This window comes from Nostoc sp. JL33 (genome assembly GCF_017114985.1).
Taxonomy (GTDB): domain Bacteria; phylum Cyanobacteriota; class Cyanobacteriia; order Cyanobacteriales; family Nostocaceae; genus Nostoc.
Window position 1 is genome coordinate 56,096 of sequence record NZ_JABXKP010000035.1, and the last position, 17,681, is coordinate 73,776.

General features: G+C 41.1%; 19 protein-coding genes. 11 read left to right on the top strand and 8 right to left on the bottom strand.

The window, feature by feature from the left end; all coding sequences use genetic code 11:
- The first annotated feature begins 110 nt into the window (after positions 1-110).
- The gene (locus HWQ23_RS08210) at positions 111-332 is read left to right on the top strand and encodes a hypothetical protein (protein WP_292826180.1); all 222 of its coding nucleotides are present in this window, start codon (positions 111-113) and stop codon (positions 330-332) included.
- A gap of 177 nt (positions 333-509) precedes the next feature.
- Here the strand turns inward: HWQ23_RS08210 and HWQ23_RS08215 are convergent, their stop codons facing one another.
- A complete protein-coding gene (locus HWQ23_RS08215) occupies positions 510-2,330 on the bottom strand; it encodes a tetratricopeptide repeat protein (RefSeq protein ID WP_292826183.1) in 1,821 nt (606 codons plus the stop codon).
- Positions 2,331-2,926: 596 nt separating this feature from the next.
- On the opposite strand from HWQ23_RS08215, the gene HWQ23_RS08220 reads away from it, so the two are divergent.
- A complete protein-coding gene (locus HWQ23_RS08220) occupies positions 2,927-3,382 on the top strand; it encodes a GNAT family N-acetyltransferase (protein WP_292826186.1) in 456 nt (151 codons plus the stop codon).
- Positions 3,383-3,473: 91 nt separating this feature from the next.
- On the opposite strand, the gene HWQ23_RS08225 is transcribed toward HWQ23_RS08220, so the two are convergent.
- The gene (locus HWQ23_RS08225; protein WP_229496655.1) at positions 3,474-3,776 is read right to left on the bottom strand and encodes a virulence protein; all 303 of its coding nucleotides are present in this window, start codon (positions 3,774-3,776) and stop codon (positions 3,474-3,476) included.
- Between the two features lie 95 nt (positions 3,777-3,871).
- Between HWQ23_RS08225 and HWQ23_RS08230 the strand changes: the two genes are divergently transcribed.
- From HWQ23_RS08230 to HWQ23_RS08255, 6 genes are all read left to right on the top strand, one after another.
- Positions 3,872-4,195 carry a hypothetical protein gene (locus HWQ23_RS08230; protein ID WP_292826297.1) on the top strand — a complete coding sequence of 108 codons (324 nt, stop codon included), beginning with the start codon at positions 3,872-3,874 and terminating at the stop codon, positions 4,193-4,195.
- Positions 4,196-4,279: 84 nt separating this feature from the next.
- Positions 4,280-4,732, top strand: coding sequence for an RpnC/YadD family protein (locus HWQ23_RS08235; RefSeq protein WP_292826192.1), 453 nt, complete (start codon positions 4,280-4,282; stop codon positions 4,730-4,732).
- 251 nt (positions 4,733-4,983) lie between these two features.
- Positions 4,984-5,181 (top strand): SemiSWEET transporter, encoded by a 198-nt coding sequence (locus HWQ23_RS08240; RefSeq protein WP_292826291.1) that lies wholly within the window; start codon positions 4,984-4,986, stop codon positions 5,179-5,181.
- Positions 5,182-5,325: 144 nt separating this feature from the next.
- Complete coding sequence (locus HWQ23_RS08245) at positions 5,326-6,972, top strand: B12-binding domain-containing radical SAM protein (protein WP_292826195.1); 1,647 nt, start codon at positions 5,326-5,328, stop codon at positions 6,970-6,972.
- A gap of 11 nt (positions 6,973-6,983) precedes the next feature.
- Complete coding sequence (locus HWQ23_RS08250) at positions 6,984-7,172, top strand: CPXCG motif-containing cysteine-rich protein (RefSeq protein ID WP_012411100.1); 189 nt, start codon at positions 6,984-6,986, stop codon at positions 7,170-7,172.
- 19 nt (positions 7,173-7,191) lie between these two features.
- Positions 7,192-7,638, top strand: a complete 447-nt coding sequence (locus tag HWQ23_RS08255) for an SRPBCC family protein (protein WP_292826200.1) — start codon at positions 7,192-7,194, stop codon at positions 7,636-7,638.
- 202 nt (positions 7,639-7,840) lie between these two features.
- Here the strand turns inward: HWQ23_RS08255 and HWQ23_RS08260 are convergent, their stop codons facing one another.
- Positions 7,841-8,659: an SDR family NAD(P)-dependent oxidoreductase gene (locus HWQ23_RS08260; RefSeq protein ID WP_292826203.1), complete on the bottom strand. Its 819-nt coding sequence runs from the start codon at positions 8,657-8,659 to the stop codon at positions 7,841-7,843.
- A gap of 383 nt (positions 8,660-9,042) precedes the next feature.
- On the opposite strand from HWQ23_RS08260, the gene HWQ23_RS08265 reads away from it, so the two are divergent.
- From HWQ23_RS08265 to cofG, 3 genes are all read left to right on the top strand, one after another.
- Positions 9,043-9,246, top strand: coding sequence for a high light inducible protein (locus HWQ23_RS08265; protein WP_292826206.1), 204 nt, complete (start codon positions 9,043-9,045; stop codon positions 9,244-9,246).
- 313 nt (positions 9,247-9,559) lie between these two features.
- Positions 9,560-10,321, top strand: a complete 762-nt coding sequence (gene crtW / locus HWQ23_RS08270) for a beta-carotene ketolase CrtW (protein ID WP_292826209.1) — start codon at positions 9,560-9,562, stop codon at positions 10,319-10,321.
- Positions 10,322-10,539: 218 nt separating this feature from the next.
- Positions 10,540-11,526: a 7,8-didemethyl-8-hydroxy-5-deazariboflavin synthase subunit CofG gene (gene cofG / locus HWQ23_RS08275; protein WP_292826212.1), complete on the top strand. Its 987-nt coding sequence runs from the start codon at positions 10,540-10,542 to the stop codon at positions 11,524-11,526.
- A 352-nt stretch (positions 11,527-11,878) separates the two neighbouring features.
- Here the strand turns inward: cofG and HWQ23_RS08280 are convergent, their stop codons facing one another.
- From HWQ23_RS08280 to sufB, 5 genes are all read right to left on the bottom strand, one after another.
- Complete coding sequence (locus HWQ23_RS08280; RefSeq protein ID WP_292826215.1) at positions 11,879-12,238, bottom strand: hypothetical protein; 360 nt, start codon at positions 12,236-12,238, stop codon at positions 11,879-11,881.
- A 102-nt stretch (positions 12,239-12,340) separates the two neighbouring features.
- Entirely contained in the window at positions 12,341-13,603 is a 1,263-nt protein-coding gene (locus HWQ23_RS08285; protein WP_292826218.1) for a cysteine desulfurase, read from the bottom strand.
- A gap of 14 nt (positions 13,604-13,617) precedes the next feature.
- Positions 13,618-14,979, bottom strand: coding sequence for a Fe-S cluster assembly protein SufD (gene sufD, locus HWQ23_RS08290; protein ID WP_292826220.1), 1,362 nt, complete (start codon positions 14,977-14,979; stop codon positions 13,618-13,620).
- The gene (gene sufC, locus HWQ23_RS08295; RefSeq protein WP_292826223.1) at positions 14,979-15,770 is read right to left on the bottom strand and encodes a Fe-S cluster assembly ATPase SufC; all 792 of its coding nucleotides are present in this window, start codon (positions 15,768-15,770) and stop codon (positions 14,979-14,981) included. Before sufC ends, sufD begins: the two co-directional genes overlap by 1 nt.
- A gap of 100 nt (positions 15,771-15,870) precedes the next feature.
- Positions 15,871-17,310, bottom strand: a complete 1,440-nt coding sequence (gene sufB / locus HWQ23_RS08300) for a Fe-S cluster assembly protein SufB (protein WP_292826225.1) — start codon at positions 17,308-17,310, stop codon at positions 15,871-15,873.
- Between the last annotated feature and the right edge of the window lie 371 nt (positions 17,311-17,681).

Below are 17,681 nucleotides of genomic sequence, written 5' to 3' on the forward strand. Positions count from 1 at the left end.
GTAAAATAGTGCAAGCATGTGTTAATCACACCAACCCAAATATTATTCATCTGTAAAACTTCAATCTCAGTAGACTAAGTACAGTTTTGTGTAAAAGCGTAGCGTTTTTAATGCAAGCCGATGCATTCACAATGCAAGCCGACGCATTAACAAAGCAAGCCGATGCATTAACAAAGCAAGCCGACGCATTAACAAAGCAAGCCGATGCATTCACAATGCAAGCCGATGCATTAACAAAGCAAGCCAATGCATTAACAATGCAAGCCGATGCATTAACAATACAGGGTATTGCCAAATTTAATTTGCTACGAATTAATGAAATGCTCTACTAAGTTCTAATTCTCTATTTGATAAATTAGGAACATTTAGTGCAGATTCCGATTAATATATTTAATAGTTGGTTGAACAAATTGCTCAGTTTGATTTAAGCCATCTCCAACCCACTGCCGTTGAGCCACTACAGCAAGGATGATCTTTGAGCTTATCGATTTTACCGATACATTCTATCTTTATTGAAGTTGTTCAATTAGCTGAATAATTTGTTGATAATACTGGATATTTCCTTCTTGGTAATATAATTCTGCGGATTTCTGGAAATCGGCGATCGCTCTTTGAGAGTCTCCCAGATTTTGGTAGACATCTGCCCGAAGGATGAAAGCTGAAGCCCAATTTGGCTGACGCTGTAAGGCTTGGTTTAAGTCTTTTAGCGCTCCTTGTAAGTCTTTTAATAAAGAACGGCTACGACCCCGATTGTACCAGTCTTCAGCAAAGCTGGAGTCGATCGCGATCGCGCGGCTGTAATCTTCTATTGCCCCTTGATAATCTTCTAGGGCATAGCGAGCATTGGCGCGATCGCTGTAAAATGCAGCAGATTGGGGATTAATTTGTAATGCTTGGGTATAATCTGCGATCGCACTTTCATATTCTTCTAAAGCATAGCGGGTAGAACCTCGGTTGTAATATGCTTCAATTAAATTGGGATTAATTTCTAATGCTTGATTATAATCTGCGATCGCTCCGTGTTCATCTCCTAAAAGACGACGAGCATTTCCGCGATTGCAGTACGCTTGAGAAAATTCAGGAACAAGTTCTATTGCTTGGGTGTTATCATCAATTGCTCCCTGTAAATCTTGCAGGGCTTCGCGGGCAATACCCCGACCATAATAAGCTGCGGCTAAGTTATCATCAATCTGTAATGCCTGATCGTAATCTTTAATTGCTCCTTTATGATCTCCTAAAGAACGACGAGCCGCCGCGCGATCGCAATATCCTTCAGCTAAATTAGGATTGAGTTGTAATAGGCGATTGCTATCTTCAATTGCGCCTTGATAGTCTCCCAATCGGCGACGAGCGTTCGCCCGAAAACCGTATACTAAAGCTAGAGTCGGATTTTCTTGTAACGCCCGGTCATAATCTGCGATCGCACCCTGATAATCATCAAGAATACTCCGAACAAGACCCCGCTCACAATAGGCTTGCACATCATCAGGATTCAGCTTTAATGCTTGGTTAAAATCTTCAATTGCTCGGTGATATTCTTTAAGATAAGAAAGAACCAGACCCCGATTATAGTATGCTCCAGCAAACTTGGGGTTGATTTTTAGTGCGCGGTTGAAATTAGCGATCGCACTTTGATAATCTCCTAAAGCGTAGTAGGCGTTACCTCGATTATGATAAGCCTCTGCCAAGTTTGGATCTAATTGTAATGCTTGGTTATGATCAGCGATCGCTTCGTGATAATTTCCTAAGATATGATGAATATTACCCCGATTGCTGTAAGCTGCGGCAAAATGGGGATGCCACTGTAAAGCTTGTTGTAAATCTGCGAGCGCTCCTTGATGATCACCGTGTTCAAAACGAGCGACACCCCGATTATGATAAGCATTGGCGATATCAATATTGATATTATCAGCTAATTGGGTACTCATTTCTATTGTTTGGATATAATCAGCGATCGCTTTGTCGTAGTCTTCTAAGGCAAAGTAAGCATTACCCCGGCTGTGGTAAGATTGGGCTAAATTGGGATCTATTTGTAATGCTTGGTTATGATCAGCGATCGCTCCTTCATAATCGCCCAAAAAGTAACGTGCATTACCTCGCTGAGAGTAGGCTGTGGCAAAATTGGGATTGATTTCTATAGCGCGATTAAAATCTGCGATCGCACTACGATAATCTTTGAGTTGACCACTAAGAATAATTCCTCGATTATGGTAAGCTTCGGCATAGTTAGGATTGAGCTTGATTGCTTGGGTGTAAGCTGCGATTGCTCCTTGATAATCACATTCCAAACTGTAGTTTAATCCTTGGTTTAATAATTCTTCAGCATTCATATAATTTTTTGAGATTTCGACATTCCCTAGCTTTCAGCAACGGGATTCTTAACGATATGTTTTGAAAATAGTTCCAGCTATTATTATGACTCTTGCTAAGATTTTAATTCCTGATTTTCTGTTAGCCCAGATTCAGAGCGACGAATTTCAGGCGACTTAAACAGCAGCAAGCAGCGCAAATATAGCGTTTCCTAATCACATAAATTACATCATAGCCCCCTCCTCGCTTGCGGGGAGGGGGTTGGGGGTGGGGTTCTTGTAGCTCACAAGGGCCAGGTGGGTGTCTGACTCGCCCTTTTTTATGAGTATTGCTATAGTAGCAGATAACACATTTAACTAAGTGCGATCGCATCTACTATCAACACCGCTAAAGAGTCTCAAAATAAATTAAAACACTTCAGTAAATCGCAAAGTTTTTTCAAAGGCGATTTAAAAGTATATAATCTTGACAACTGTTGCGATTTGGAATTATGTGTTACTTGAGTTAAGGTAAACCCAAAAGTAAGTAATTTTTGCTTTGATTATTAATTAAAAACTTTACTTGAGTGCGTAACAAATAGTATATGTTGTAAACTAGCAGGAAATCTAAGAAAATTATGACCGAACAAATCAAAAAATACGACCCTGCAAATTTGGATTTAGTTTCACGTATTTTAGAAGAAGAAATTAAAAATTCGCATAAGTTTTTATCAAATGAAGAACTTAAAGACTATATTGAAGATACTAAACAAGAATTATTATTTATAAATCCTCAATATATTACTAAAATATGGAATATTTATGAAGATACTAAAATAGTAGGTTTTACCTCAGTACGTGAAACTTCCACAGAAACGATAATAGTTTCTATTTATGTTTTCTCGGCATATCAAAAAAAGGGTTACGGCAAAAAATTACTTAATAAAATACTCTCTGAATGCAAAGCACCATATAGTCTAGCAGTTTATGAAGAAAACAGAGATGCTTATCGTTTTTATGAAAATTTTGGTTTTAAGGTAACAAAAAAAGGTCTGCAAAAAAATCATAAATATTTAGAAATGACAATCAGTTAGACGACATTACTTATAATAAATTTTTTAAACATAAAAAATCCCTACCGTTCAGTGGCAGGGATTGAAGCTCTATTAAAATTGTTGACCGTCGTCAGTTTTCACTGGGTAAGTTTACTTGAACTGCGGGTAATAGGTCGTTATTTTCTTCAATCCTTAGCATTCTAATATCTCTTACTGCTACAGGAAACCATACTAATTGTTTAGCTAAATCTTGAACTGCTAGCACACAAGTAACAGCATTTACATTTTCATTTCCAAAGTAAACGCTACCTTGCTGTCTAGTAAAACCGTGTGAAGTCAGTACTTTTTTAATCTCACCATAAGCATTGTTATATGGGTCGCCATAGGACTGTCGTAGCAGTTCAATATCCATATCAAAAGCAATTGCGTACACTCTGGTATTCCTATCTGGGAAATTGTTATTGCTTATTGTAGGGTATGAACTGACGTTTAATTTACTGTTCTTACCTACTAAATTACGTGTTGTTTTTGTGTACATATTTTTACTGTAAATACTGTTTAACTCAATTCTACCGAGATAATCCCATAAATGACAATTCCCCACAGCGATCGCTGTGGGGAATCAAAGGGTTATGCGGTTTGTGGTGGTTAGGGTGGGCTAAGTCGCTAGTCTTGATCCTCACAATTATTCATCTGTCAGGATTTGGTGCTAACCCAAAAAATGACTACCTGCCTGGAATATACTTCATGCCAGAATATTTGCGTACCGCAATAGTAACAATTCATCAGTTGCCATCTATCTCAGAAACCTTATGGCTGAGAATCATCGGTAGACTCACATCTTGCACCTAGCCCTAGCGATTAGAAATCGCGGCTATACAAACAAAGTGCACCTCCGTGGACTAAGAGTAAATCAAGAGTTTTTAACCCACGGAGGTGGGTTTTGACTGTGTAGCCGCGACTTCCAGTCGCCTGGTACAAGATATAAGCAGAGGGAACGTTCAAAAGCAAGCAATTGACGAACTAGAAGCACTTACTCCTGATAATCCTTTCCGAAAAGCAGCGTTAGAATTGCTGTACAACTTGCAACAAAACTTACAAGTCACTCAAAATCAAGACGAGGAAGATAGGGAATTACTTATGCGATTAGCACCACTTTACAAACAAGACCGAGAACAAGCGATACAAGAAGGTGAACAACGGGGACTCGAAACAGGAATTCAGCAGGGAGAACGCTTGGTGGTGGAAAACTTGCTCAAAGTTCGCTTTGGTGAAATAGATAATGAACTTCAAGTAATTATTGAACCTTTATTAGCGTTATCACCAGAAGAGTTTACGCCTTTACTATTGCACTTATCCCGTGAAGAATTAATTAATCGGTTTTGCTAGTGTCAACCACATATCCTTTAATGATTAGGATAAAGCTGAAAGGAGAAAGGAAAAGAGTTTAACTTTTTCCCTTTTTGTTTTCTCATTTTCATACCTCACCTTAAAATTTTAAATTGAAGGCATTAATACAGTATTATAAAAATCAGTTTCTAAATTTTTAACCAGTAAAAACTTGATTTTATAGGTTTGTATAAATGGATTTTCTGACAATTCTAGGATTAGCGGCTGCCACAATAACCACAATCTCTTTTTTGCCACAGATGTTTAAAACGTGGCAAACAAAATCAGCAAAAGATGTTTCTTTGGTGACACTGATTACATTCATAATTGGTGTTTTTTTGTGGCTAATCTACGGAATTTATCTACAAGCCTTGCCAATTATTCTTGCTAATAGCGTGACATTGTTATTTAACTTGATAATTCTATGGCTTAAAATTAAATATAGATAAAGAAGTCCTGGCGACTATAAATCGCGCCTACGCAAACTCTCGTCAGCCTGCGCGGACTAAAATCAAACCCACGGAGGTGGGTAGTGCCTGTGTAGGCGCGAATTCTATGAAACTGCATTATTAAAACACCCCTAACAAACACCTGTGACATCATCTGTATTTACCTCGGAACGCCTCCTTTTCACCCCCGCCAACCCAAACAGCGACGCTATCCCCATCATTTTTGCCTTTCCCAATGAATATAGCGTCGGTATCACTAGCCTCGGCTATCAGGTAGTTTGGGCAACTTTGGCAATGCGTGATGATGTGCAGGTGAGTCGCCTGTTTACAGATACTCACGAACAACTCCCCAGAACACCGGAAATTGTGGGATTTTCGATTTCCTGGGAACTGGATTATGTGAATATTTTAAATTTGCTGGAATCTTTAGAAATTCCGATTCTGGCAACTTCTCGTGATGATTCTCATCCGATAATTTTTGGTGGTGGCCCCGTTCTCACAGCTAATCCCGAACCTTTTGCAGCTTTTTTTGATGTAATTTTACTGGGTGATGGCGAAAACCTGTTAGGGAATTTTATTGAGGCGTACAAAGAAGTAAGAAATGCCTCAAGACAAACTCAACTAAAAAGACTTGCACAAATACCAGGAATTTATGTACCCAGTTTATATGAAGTCGAATATCACGCAATAGATGGTGCAGTAAAGTCAATTAAACCAATTTCTCCAGAAATTCCCGCAGTAGTGCAAAAGCAAACTTATCGGGGAAATACTCTATCGGCATCGACTGTAGTCACCGAAAAAGCCGCATGGGAAAATATTTACATGGTGGAAGTGGTGAGAAGTTGTCCAGAAATGTGCCGCTTTTGTTTGGCGAGTTATCTCACACTGCCTTTTAGAACAGCGAGTCTTGAAGATTCATTGATTCCAGCGATCGCAAAAGGTTTAGAAGTCACAAATCGGCTAGGATTATTGGGGGCTTCAGTAACTCAGCATCCAGAATTTGAGGCTTTGCTAGATTATATTAGTCAGCCAAAGTATGATGATGTCCGTCTCAGTATTGCCTCAGTGCGAACCAATACCGTAACAGTGCAGTTAGCAGAAACTTTGACAAAACGAGACACGCGATCGCTTACCATTGCAGTAGAAAGTGGTTCCGAGAAAATCCGGCAAATCATCAACAAAAAGCTGCATAACGATGAAATCATCCAAGCAGCGATAAATGCCAAAGCTGGCGGATTAAAAAGCTTGAAACTCTACGGAATGGCAGGAATTCCCGGTGAAGAAACAGAGGATTTAGAGCAAACCGTGGCGATGATGCGTAATATCAAAAAAGCTGCGCCGGGATTGCGGTTAACATATGGATGCAGCACCTTTGTACCCAAAGCACACACACCGTTTCAATGGTTTGGGGTGAATCGCCAAGCAGAAAAGCGGTTACAGTTTTTGCAAAAACAGCTAAAACCGCAGGGGATAGAATTTCGCCCAGAAAGCTATAATTGGTCAATTATACAGGCTTTGTTATCGAGAGGCGATCGCAGAGTGTCGCAACTTCTCCAACTTACTCGTGACTTTGGCGACTCCTTGGGTAGCTACAAACGTGCTTTCAAACAACTCAAAGGACAAATCCCCGATTTAGATTTCTACGTCCACGACGAATGGTCAACAGAGCAAGTATTACCCTGGAGCCACTTGCAAGGGCCTCTGCCACAGTCTACACTACTAAAGCATTTGGCTGATGCTAAAAGTTATATCAACCCATCTCCAAAAGAATTACAGCCATTGAATTCATAGCTGAAAACTTGATGCAAAACACAGCTGAGTATTACTGCGCCTATTGCGGCGAACCGAATTTAACTTTTATTGATTTGAGTGCTGGAGGACAGCAATCTTATGTTGAAGATTGTCAAGTTTGCTGTAACCCAAATATTTTGTATGTGCGGGTTGATGAAGATACTCTAGATATCGAGATTGATACCGAATCCGAAAGTTGAATTTTAGGTTTTTCTTTCCATGCTGCAATTTAAACATTCCTCAGTAATTAATGCCCCACCAGAAGTAGTTTGGAAATTTCACGAAAGGCCAGATATTTTGCAACTGCTGAATCCACCTTGGCAGCCAGTCCAAGTGGTTCGTCGTGAAGGGGGGCTGAACGTGGGCGCTATCACAGAATTTCGTCTGTTTCTGGGCCCATTACCCTTAACTTGGTTAGCGCGTCATACTGAATGTGAAAAATATCGCCTGTTTACCGACGAACAGATATCTGGCCCTTTTGAATCTTGGGTACATCAGCATGAATTTGAACCGGAAAATGGCAAAACTAAGCTAACTGATGCTATTTCCTTCTCTATGCCTGGTGGAGGAACAGTTGAATTTGTCAGTGGTTGGTTAGTGCAAGTGCAACTAGAAGCGATGTTTCGCTATCGTCACTATGTGACTAAACGGGAGTGCGAGTCATGATAAGCTAATGATCCTTCCTTTTTCCTCGAATGATTCACTTTTAGTAAGCGGCTCTAGCCTTTAACTTAATACAGTTCAGTTAAACATTTTTTGCTTCTCTCTGTGTTCTCTGCGCCTCTGTGGTTCGTTAAAAAAATTAATTTTCACAAGGAGTTTTAGCCTTAACACCAAGCGTATTGCCCTTTAACTTATCTAGCAAAAATTAGTTATCCTGATTCTTCAAAGCTTGCCGCGAAACCCACTTTATCAAACCAGGAAACAACCGATACAAAGCCTGAGAGAAATTCGCCGAACCAACCATTACTTCCGACTTCTTATTTTTGACTACATCCCAGATAGCATTTGCCACATTTTCAGGCTTCTCAACTAGAGGATTTTTAAACACAGTTTCCAGTTGTTCGCGCCGACTTTGAGCGTCTTGCTCATCCTTACCCCGAAAAACTGCTCGTTCCATCAAACTACTCTTAATCAAATTCGGATAAATGCCACAAACATGAATACCTTTTGGCTGTAATTCTGCTTGTAGCGCTTCTGTTAAACCTGTTACGCCAAACTTACTAGTACAGTAGGGAACCAAGTAAGCAGTAGGCACTTTCCCGGCGATGGAACTTAAATTAACAATGGTTCCACTTCCTCTTTGGAGAAAATGAGGCAAAAGGGCATTAATTGTATGGATATATCCCCATAAATTAGTGTCTATAATTTGATGCCAATCACTCAGAGAAAACTGCTCTACTGGCCCCGATGCGAAGATGCCTGCATTGTTTATCAACACATCGATATAACCATAATGCTCCAATGCCTTTTGCACCAATGTGTCTACCTGAGATGCCTCAGTGACATCGCAGGTAACAGTCAATGGCGCTGCACCACCAAGGCTTTGCACTTCCTGCGCTACAGCTTCCAAGCCCTCAGCATGACGAGCTGCAATTACAAGGTTATATCCTTGCCGAGAAAATAAAAGAGCGGTTGCTTTACCAATACCTTCAGAAGCACCTGTAATCAATACCGTAGGAGCCATACTATAAGTTTGAAAAATATTATTTGCTCTTTCTTAGTTTGGACAATAACACTCATAAAACCTTCTAACTTTCGTTAGATTTTTTTGGCATCTGAAATACTATTTCGCTAATTTACGCGATGTGCGACTTATCCTTAAAACCCCGCTTCCATTCCTCTGGACGACACGGAGAGAGGCTTTGATTCTTGCTCCCCTTCCCTAGTAGAGAAGGGGCTGGGGGTTAGGTTTGAGAGTACGGCGCTCATTTGAAAGTAATTCCTGACATCTTGAAAATCTCATACTTTAGATTTGTTTACACTTTAGTACTACAGACGGATAGATAGCCCTAATTTATTGGTTAAACATGATAAGAAACATAATTTCATTCTTCAGGAAAATCAACAATGGGACTTTACCCAAGTGATGCAATAGAAAACGCATATAATGGCAACGATCGTAATGCTTTAGAGCTGGGGTTTACTCCTCAGTCCAAACTTTGGAACGGTTCTTTAGCTATAGTTGGTTTTGTCGCTTACCTAATTTCGCATCTCAACCGCTACAGCCTTATGCGGGAATTACTCCACTTCATACCCTACTCTTCCCGCTAATTATGTTACCATCCTTTTCGCCAGCTTCGGCTGTTTAGAAAGTATTATATGGAAAACACTAGTTTCCATAATTACTCTTTTTCACAGTGCCATCACGTATATTGTCCAACCTCTCAACCGAAAATATTTGTTGGTATCGGCTTCTATGTGTAATAATAGTTAAAGTATCTTAATATTTAGAAACATTTAAAAGTATTGGTACTGTCCAATGCGAAACACTGACCACTAAAGCAGTTTTCTGGCTCGTGGTTAGTACTTTTTGTCGTGACTATATTTTAGGAATTTTCATCTGAATACTAGGCGGAATAAAAGCGTGATTGAATTAGAACAACCACCCAGTCATCAACCAAAACTGACCCCAGGAGTGAAAAGTAAAACTCAGTTTAAGGGACTTTTCATTGCTATTGTCATTGCTAGCGCATGGGTCATTAGCCTGAGTTTATTACTTTCCCTTGACATCTCCAAGTTAAAATTGTGGATGTTATTACCTGTTATACTATGGCAAACATTTTTATATACGGGATTATTTATTACATCTCATGATGCCATGCATGGGGTAGTTTTTCCCCAGAACACCAAGATTAATCATCTTATTGGGACATTAACCCTAGCTTTTTATGGTCTTTTATCCTATAAAAAATTATTGAAAAAACATTGGCTGCATCACCACAATCCAGCAACTCAAATAGACCCAGATTTTCATAATGGAAAACACAAAAATTTCTTTGCTTGGTATTTTCATTTTATGAAGGGTTACTGGAGTTGGGGACAAATAATTGCTCTAACGATTATTTATAACTTTGCTAAATATATACTCCATATACCTACTGATAATCTAAATTACTTTTGGGTGCTTCCTTCGCTTTTAAGTTCATTTCAATTATTTTATTTTGGTACTTTTCTACCTCATCGCGAACCCATAGGAGGTTATATTCAGCCTCATTGTGCCCAAACAATTCCCCGTCCAATTTGGTGGTCATTTATCACATGCTATCATTTCGGGTATCATGAAGAACATCACGAATATCCTCATATTACTTGGTGGCAGCTACCAAATATTTACAAAGCAAAATAGTTTTTGTTGATCTAATATAGCGGTTCCCAGGTCGATGAAGTACATCAGATCAAAACCTCACCCCCAACCCCTCTCCTTAGTAAGGAGAGGGGAGATAAAATACAGCTTTATGGTTAAGCTGTAGCTCATTCTTATTAGGAAACGCTAGATCATGACAACAATAGTCACACGGTAATCTATATAGTTTGAGCAAGGCATTCTTTTAGATTATCCTGCTTATGCAAATTAATAATTCTCGTCTTGTCACCTATAGCCCTGCTTATACAATAGTTCCCACTTACGAGTGCTTTAATCGGTGTAGTTACTGTAACTTTCGCAGTGAACCGGGTAAAAGTCCCTGGATGAGTCTTTCAGATGCAGACAGTATTTTAAAACCACTTCAAAGCGAAAAAGTCTGTGAAATCCTCATACTCAGTGGTGAAGTGCATCCTCATTCGTCAAGGCGTCAGGCGTGGTTTGAGCGAATTTCTGATTTGTGTGAATTAGCGCTTTCAATGGGGTTTTTACCGCACACAAATGCGGGGCCATTGAGTTTTCAGGAAATGCAAAAGCTCAAGGGTGTAAATGTTTCGATGGGGCTGATGTTGGAACAGTTAACGCCAACATTGTTAAATAGTGTACATCGGCACGCACCGAGTAAATTACCAGAAGTTCGTTTACAACAATTGCAATGGGCGGGAGAGTTGCAGATTCCCTTTACAACGGGTTTACTGTTGGGAATTGGGGAAACTGTAGATGATTGGTGGGAAACTTTGGAAGCTATATCTAACTTGCATCAACGTTACCATCATATTCAAGAAGTTATCCTACAACCTCATAGTCCTGGACATCAGCAAACCTTTGATGCACCACCTTTTGACCCTCATCAGTTACCAGAAGTCATTTTTAGGGCGCGTCAGATTTTACCGCCAGATATTACTATTCAAATTCCGCCGAATTTAGTTAAAGATGACCAATGGTTACTCGCTTGTATCGCAGCTGGTGCGCGAGATTTGGGCGGAATTGGGCCAAAAGATGAAGTGAATCCTGATTATCCTCATGTTCAGGAACAGGCATTAAGAGAAATTTTACAACCTGGGGGGTGGGAATTAGTGCCGCGATCGCCAGTTTATCCGCAATTTGATAGCTGGTTGTCGGGGGAATTACAAACAGCAGTGAAACGCTGGCGAAAAACTCTAACACCAGTTTCTCTTTTGTCAGAATAGGGAAGTAGAGATTTTCCCATCTAGAACACCAATTCAGTAATCCTGAAAGAACCTCTCCCCCAACCCCTCTTCGCTTCGGAGAGGGGAGTTTCAGGGTGGTTTCATGTAACCAGAAAAAAACTAAAACTGGGTTTCAAAGCCTCTCTCCGTTTGCCTAACGGCAGGCTGACGCCAACGGGGAGAGGTTTGGAGAGGGGGAAAAAGCTATGTCACAAAACGATAAATCAAGACTTATGTATTTTTCTTTTTTCGTATGAAACCACACTACCTTTTCCTAGTAGAGAAGCGGTTAGGTTTTTGATAACTGAATCGATGCTCTATTAGTTGACGAGTCTTTGAACTGGATCAGGACTTACGCAACTGGCACAACTGGTGCGTTCAGAATTAGTAACTCTGGTGAACGGCTAATAATAAAATCGCAATTTCCATTTAAACGTTGTGCTGAATCAACAGTAAAGTCAATACCAGAAAATAAACTTATTTGATTATTTAAATATTTCCTTACAGCAATTAAAATAGGCGCAATAATCATCTCTGAACGGGATTTTTCAGTATTACTAGCAAGAGCTAAAGATACATTATCCCGTAAGACTTCTGCAAGTAATGGTGGACACTCTACTTCATGTACAGATGCAAATATATCAACTTTATCAAAAATAGTTAAGCCAAAGGTTTTTCTAACTCTGTCTAGAGTAAAGTCACTGTATAACACTTTAGTTGTTCCTGTAAATAATCCAGATAATAAATTGTGCCAACTATTAGCAAGATATGTTACTAATGTTTGGCACAATTACTGTCTGAATATTTTGTAACTTTAAGCAAGGAAACCTGCGAAAAAGTCAAGAGTTTCTTTCAGTGCTTTGATGAAAATATCAATTTCCTCGCGGGTATTGTAGAAAGATAAACTTGCTCGTGCGGTTGCAGCAAGACCTAAATAGCGGTGTAATGGTTGAGTGCAGTGGTGTCCAGAACGGATGGCAACGCCTTCTTGATCTAATAATGTAGATAAGTCGTTAGCGTGAACTTCTCCGGCTGTGAATGACGCAAGAGCTGCTCTACCTTCACCTTTTGCATTTGGTTTGGGGCCGTAAATTCTAATTTGGGGAATTTGCTCTAATTGTTGGAACAAATAAGCTGTTAATTCTGCTTCGTAGGCGTGGATTTTATCCATGCCGATACTGCTAAGATAATCGATCGCAGCACCAAGTGCGATCGCTTCCCCAATTGCAGGTGTACCAGCTTCAAATTTATGCGGTAATTCTGCATAGGTGGAATGGTCTAAATACACCTCTGCAATCATCTCACCACCACCAAAAAATGGTGGCATTGATTCTAACAATTCCAACTTGCCATACAAAAATCCTATCCCAGTTGGCGCACACATTTTATGACCAGATGCTACCAACCAGTCACAATCTATTTGTTGCACATCGACAGGGAAGTGGGGAACACTTTGGCAAGCATCAACTAAGAATTTAGCACCATATTCGTGAGCGATCGCACCAATTTCTTCCACTGGATTAATGCAACCCAAAGCATTAGAAATATGCACCACCGACACTAACTTTGTTTTGTCGGAAATCAGCTTTTTAAACTGTGACAAATCAAAAGTTTCTTCTGGTGTCAGTTCCACAAATTTTAGTACTGCACCCGTTTTTTGTGCTACCAATTGCCAAGGCACAATATTACTGTGGTGTTCCATCACCGACAGAATAATTTCATCCCCAGGCTGCAAATTATTCATTCCCCAGCTATAAGCTACTAGGTTAATCGCCTCACTTGCATTGCGGGTGTAGATGATTTCCTGACGCGATGCAGCATTAATGAATTTGGCAACTTTATCTCTAGCACCTTCATAAGCATCAGTAGCTTTAGCACTCAACGTATGGGCGCCTCGATGCACGTTAGCATTATAGTGTTCGTAATAATCCCGTAGGGTATTTAACACCAATAAAGGCTTTTGCGATGTCGCAGCATTATCAAGATAAACCAGGGGTTTCTCGTTGATTTCCTGATGCAATATCGGGAAGTCAGCGCGAACTTTATCAGCAAGGGTTTTGGTAGAGGTGAAAGTCATTGGTAGATTAGTTATTACTCATTAGTCAGGGACTTGAGATTATTGACTGTGTTTAAAAGGATTTCTCGCAGAGAGGGAACCGGTATTTGGTTGATAACTTCAGCAGCGAAAGCGTTAATTAACAACTTCCGAGCATCGTTTTCATCAATTCCCCGACTTTGCAGATAGAATATTTCATCATCTTCCAATTGGCTAACGGTAGCACCGTGGGCGCACTTTACATTATCCGCAGTAATTTCCAATTGGGGTTTAGTATCAACTCTGGCTTTCGATGATAGTAGCAAATTGCGATTCAACTGGGCTGCATTTGTCAACTGTGCTCGTTTGGGTACAAAAACTTTACCATTGAACACCGCATGAGCGCGATCGCCTACAATACATTTATGCAATTGGTCACTTGTACCGTGAGGATAGTTGAGTGCGATCGCACTGTGAGTATCAGACAACTGCTTACCAGAAATTATCGTCAAACCATTGAGAGTAGTTTGTGTCTGCTCACCAGTTTGCAAAATCTCCAAATTATGCCGCGACAACTTCGCACCTAAAGTTATGGCATGACAAGTATATCGACTATCACGAGCTTGAGCGATCGCAGTTTTCCCAATATGAAAAGCCTCTGCACCTTCCCACTCAACCCTAGTGTGACTCACTTGGGCATTGTCACCCACCCAAACTTCCGTAACCGCGTTAGTTAAATAAACTCCGTCCTCTGCGCCTCTGCGGTTCGTATACTCCTCAACCAACGTCACCTGCGAACCACTTTCCGCCACCACCAAACAACGCGGCTGCGAAATCGTCGCCGTCTCACCCACAACCGAAATAAACACCAAATGAATAGGCGTTTCAACTACCACATTCTTCTTCACCCACACCACAGCTGCATCAGTTATCCCAGCCGTGTTGAGAGCAGTAAAAACCTCCTGCGCTCCCTCAGCTTGAGCTAAATACTGCCGTACACCCTCTTGCTCAACCGCAGACAAACCAGCCAAATTACTCACCACAATCCCAGACGGCAAATCTGAAACTGCGGATAACTCCGGCGCATAAACACCATTCACAAATACCAAACGACTATTAGCCGCTTCTGGCAAAATATCAAATTCTAAAGACGCGTAATTTACCGTCTCTACATTAAATTGAAGCTTTCGCAGAGACGACAAATCAGTAAATCGCCATTCTTCCTCGCGGGTAGTCGGGATAATCGAGTGACGTACCCAATTAGCAGCACTTTGGCGTAATTCCTGCAACCAACCTTCTGTTTTATTTGCTGTTACTTGATTTAACAACCCAGTCAGATAATCATCTCTATCTAACATCGATGTCAAACTGACTGCATTTGAATTAGGTATTGCACTAGGAGATACTTGAATATTCATTACACACCCACCTCAGCAGCAGCAAACTCTTCCAGCACCCAGTCATAACCGCGAGACTCTAATTTTAGTGCCAGTTCCTTACCACCACTGGTAATAATCCGCCCGTTTGCCATCACATGCACAAAATCAGGCACAATATAATCGAGTAACCGTTGGTAGTGAGTAATCAAAATTGTAGAATTTTCTGGAGTTGCCAGTTGATTTACCCCATTCGCCACAATTCGGAGCGCGTCAATATCCAAACCCGAATCTGTTTCATCCAAAATTCCTAACTTTGGTTCCAGCAACGCCATTTGCAGAATTTCATTCCGCTTCTTCTCGCCACCAGAAAACCCTTCATTCAAACTGCGACTGAGAAAACTGGGATTCATCTTCACCACATCCAGCTTTTCCTCAATCAAATCGTCAAAATCAAAAGCGTCTATTTCCTCTAAACCTTGCGCCTTGCGCCGGGAATTGTACGCCACCCGCAAGAAATCCAAATTGCTCACACCCGGAATTTCTAACGGATACTGAAACGCCAAAAACACACCACTTCTGGCGCGTTCCTCCGGCTCCAACTCCAACAAATTTTGCCCTTGGAAAATCACCTCACCGCCAGTCACTTCATACGCCGGATGCCCAGCCAGCACCTTAGAAAAAGTACTCTTACCAGAACCATTCGGCCCCATAATCGCATGAATTTCACCCGATCGCACATCCAGATTCACACCCTTAAGAATCGGTGTCCCATCAACATTAGCCGTCAGATTCCTTACTGACAGCACAACTTCACTATTTTCAATAATCATCTTCTCTCTTCTCTCTCTGCGCTCTCTGCGCCTCTGCGGTTCGTTATTCTTCCAGATAAACACAGAACACCGATGTATCTGTGTTTATCCTTACTTCCACTTATCCCACACTGCCTTCCAACTTCAAACTCAACAACTTATCAGCTTCCACAGCAAACTCCATCGGTAGCTGATTGAAAACATCCTTACAGAAGCCGCTAATCATCATCGAAATAGCATCTTCCGAAGAAATACCCCGTTGAGCAAAGTAAAATAACTGATCTTCCCCAATCTTAGAAGTAGAAGCTTCATGCTCCACCTTCGCACCGTTATTTTGCACCTGAATATAAGGGAAAGTGTTGGCATGGGCATTATCCCCAATCAGCATTGAGTCACACTGAGAATAATTTCTCGCCCCAATCGCTGTTGGATTGACTTTCACCAAACCCCGATAGCTATTACTAGAATTACCTGCGGAGATTCCTTTAGAAATAATTGTACTGCGGGTATTCTTACCTACGTGAATCATCTTACTACCCGTATCAGCTTGCTGCTGATGATTTGTCAGCGCCACCGAGTAAAACTCACCCACAGAGTTATCACCCACCAACACACAGCTAGGATATTTCCAAGTAATTGCCGAACCTGTTTCTACTTGAGTCCAGGAAATCTTGGAATTTACACCCTGACACAAACCGCGCTTGGTGACAAAGTTGTAAATACCGCCTTTACCGTTGGCATCTCCAGCGTACCAGTTTTGGACAGTGGAGTATTTAATTTCGGCGTTGTCGAGGGCGACGAGTTCCACAACGGCGGCGTGCAGCTGATTGCTGTCATACATCGGTGCGGTGCAACCTTCGAGGTAAGAAACATAACTACCTTCTTCGGCGACAATCAAAGTCCGCTCAAATTGTCCCGTGTCACCAGAGTTGATGCGGAAGTAGGTAGACAGTTCCATTGGGCATTTCACGCCTTTAGGAATGTATACAAAGGAACCATCGCTAAATACGGCGGCGTTCAAGGCGGCAAAATAATTGTCAGCGATGGGAACAACGCTACCCAGATATTTTTTAATTAGTTCTGGGTGTTCTTGCAACGCTTCGGAAAACGAACAGAAAATAACGCCGTCTTCCGCTAGCTTTTCTTTAAATGTAGTGGCGACAGAAACGCTATCGAAAATTGCATCAACGGCGACATTTGCCAGGCGCTTCTGTTCAGATAAAGAAATGCCTAACTTCTCGAAGGTTTCTAAAAGAGTTGGATCAACTTCGTCCAAACTGTTTAGTTTTTCCTTCTTACGTTTCGGCGCTGAGTAGTAAATGATATCCTGATAATTGATTGGCGGATACTTGACATTCGGCCAAGTTGGTTCCGTCATTTTTTGCCACTGGCGATAAGCTCTGAGGCGAAAGTCCAGCATGAACTGCGGCTCGTTCTTCTTGGAGGAGATCAAGCGTACAACGTCCTCGTCTAGTCCACGCGGAATAGTGTCGGCCTCAATATCGGTGATAAAGCCGTACTTGTAGGGTTGGTTGACTAAGGTTTTGACAGTGGCACTCATCAGTAATAATCTCTCGTGTTCGGAACTTGAATCTCTATAAGGATGGGAGTCGGACTTTTCTTTAGCCGATTCCCATCTCGCGTTACGGAATGGTTACACGGCTGCTAGAATAGTGGTGGAGACTAAAACAACTTCATTGTTGTTTAACCTATCTTCATTTTACGCTAGATTAACAACAACAATGTTGTCAAAGTCAAACAATTTTGGATTTTAGATTTGCAATTTTGGTGAAGCAGCGCGGTCTTCTCCCAAAGGGAGAGGCTAGCGCCAAGGGGGTTTCCCCCATGAGCGACTGCTGAACCCGTAGGGATTGAAAGAGACCACAAGGGTGCTTGGCTCAAGGATTTTAGATTGACGATAGCGTAGCGGGG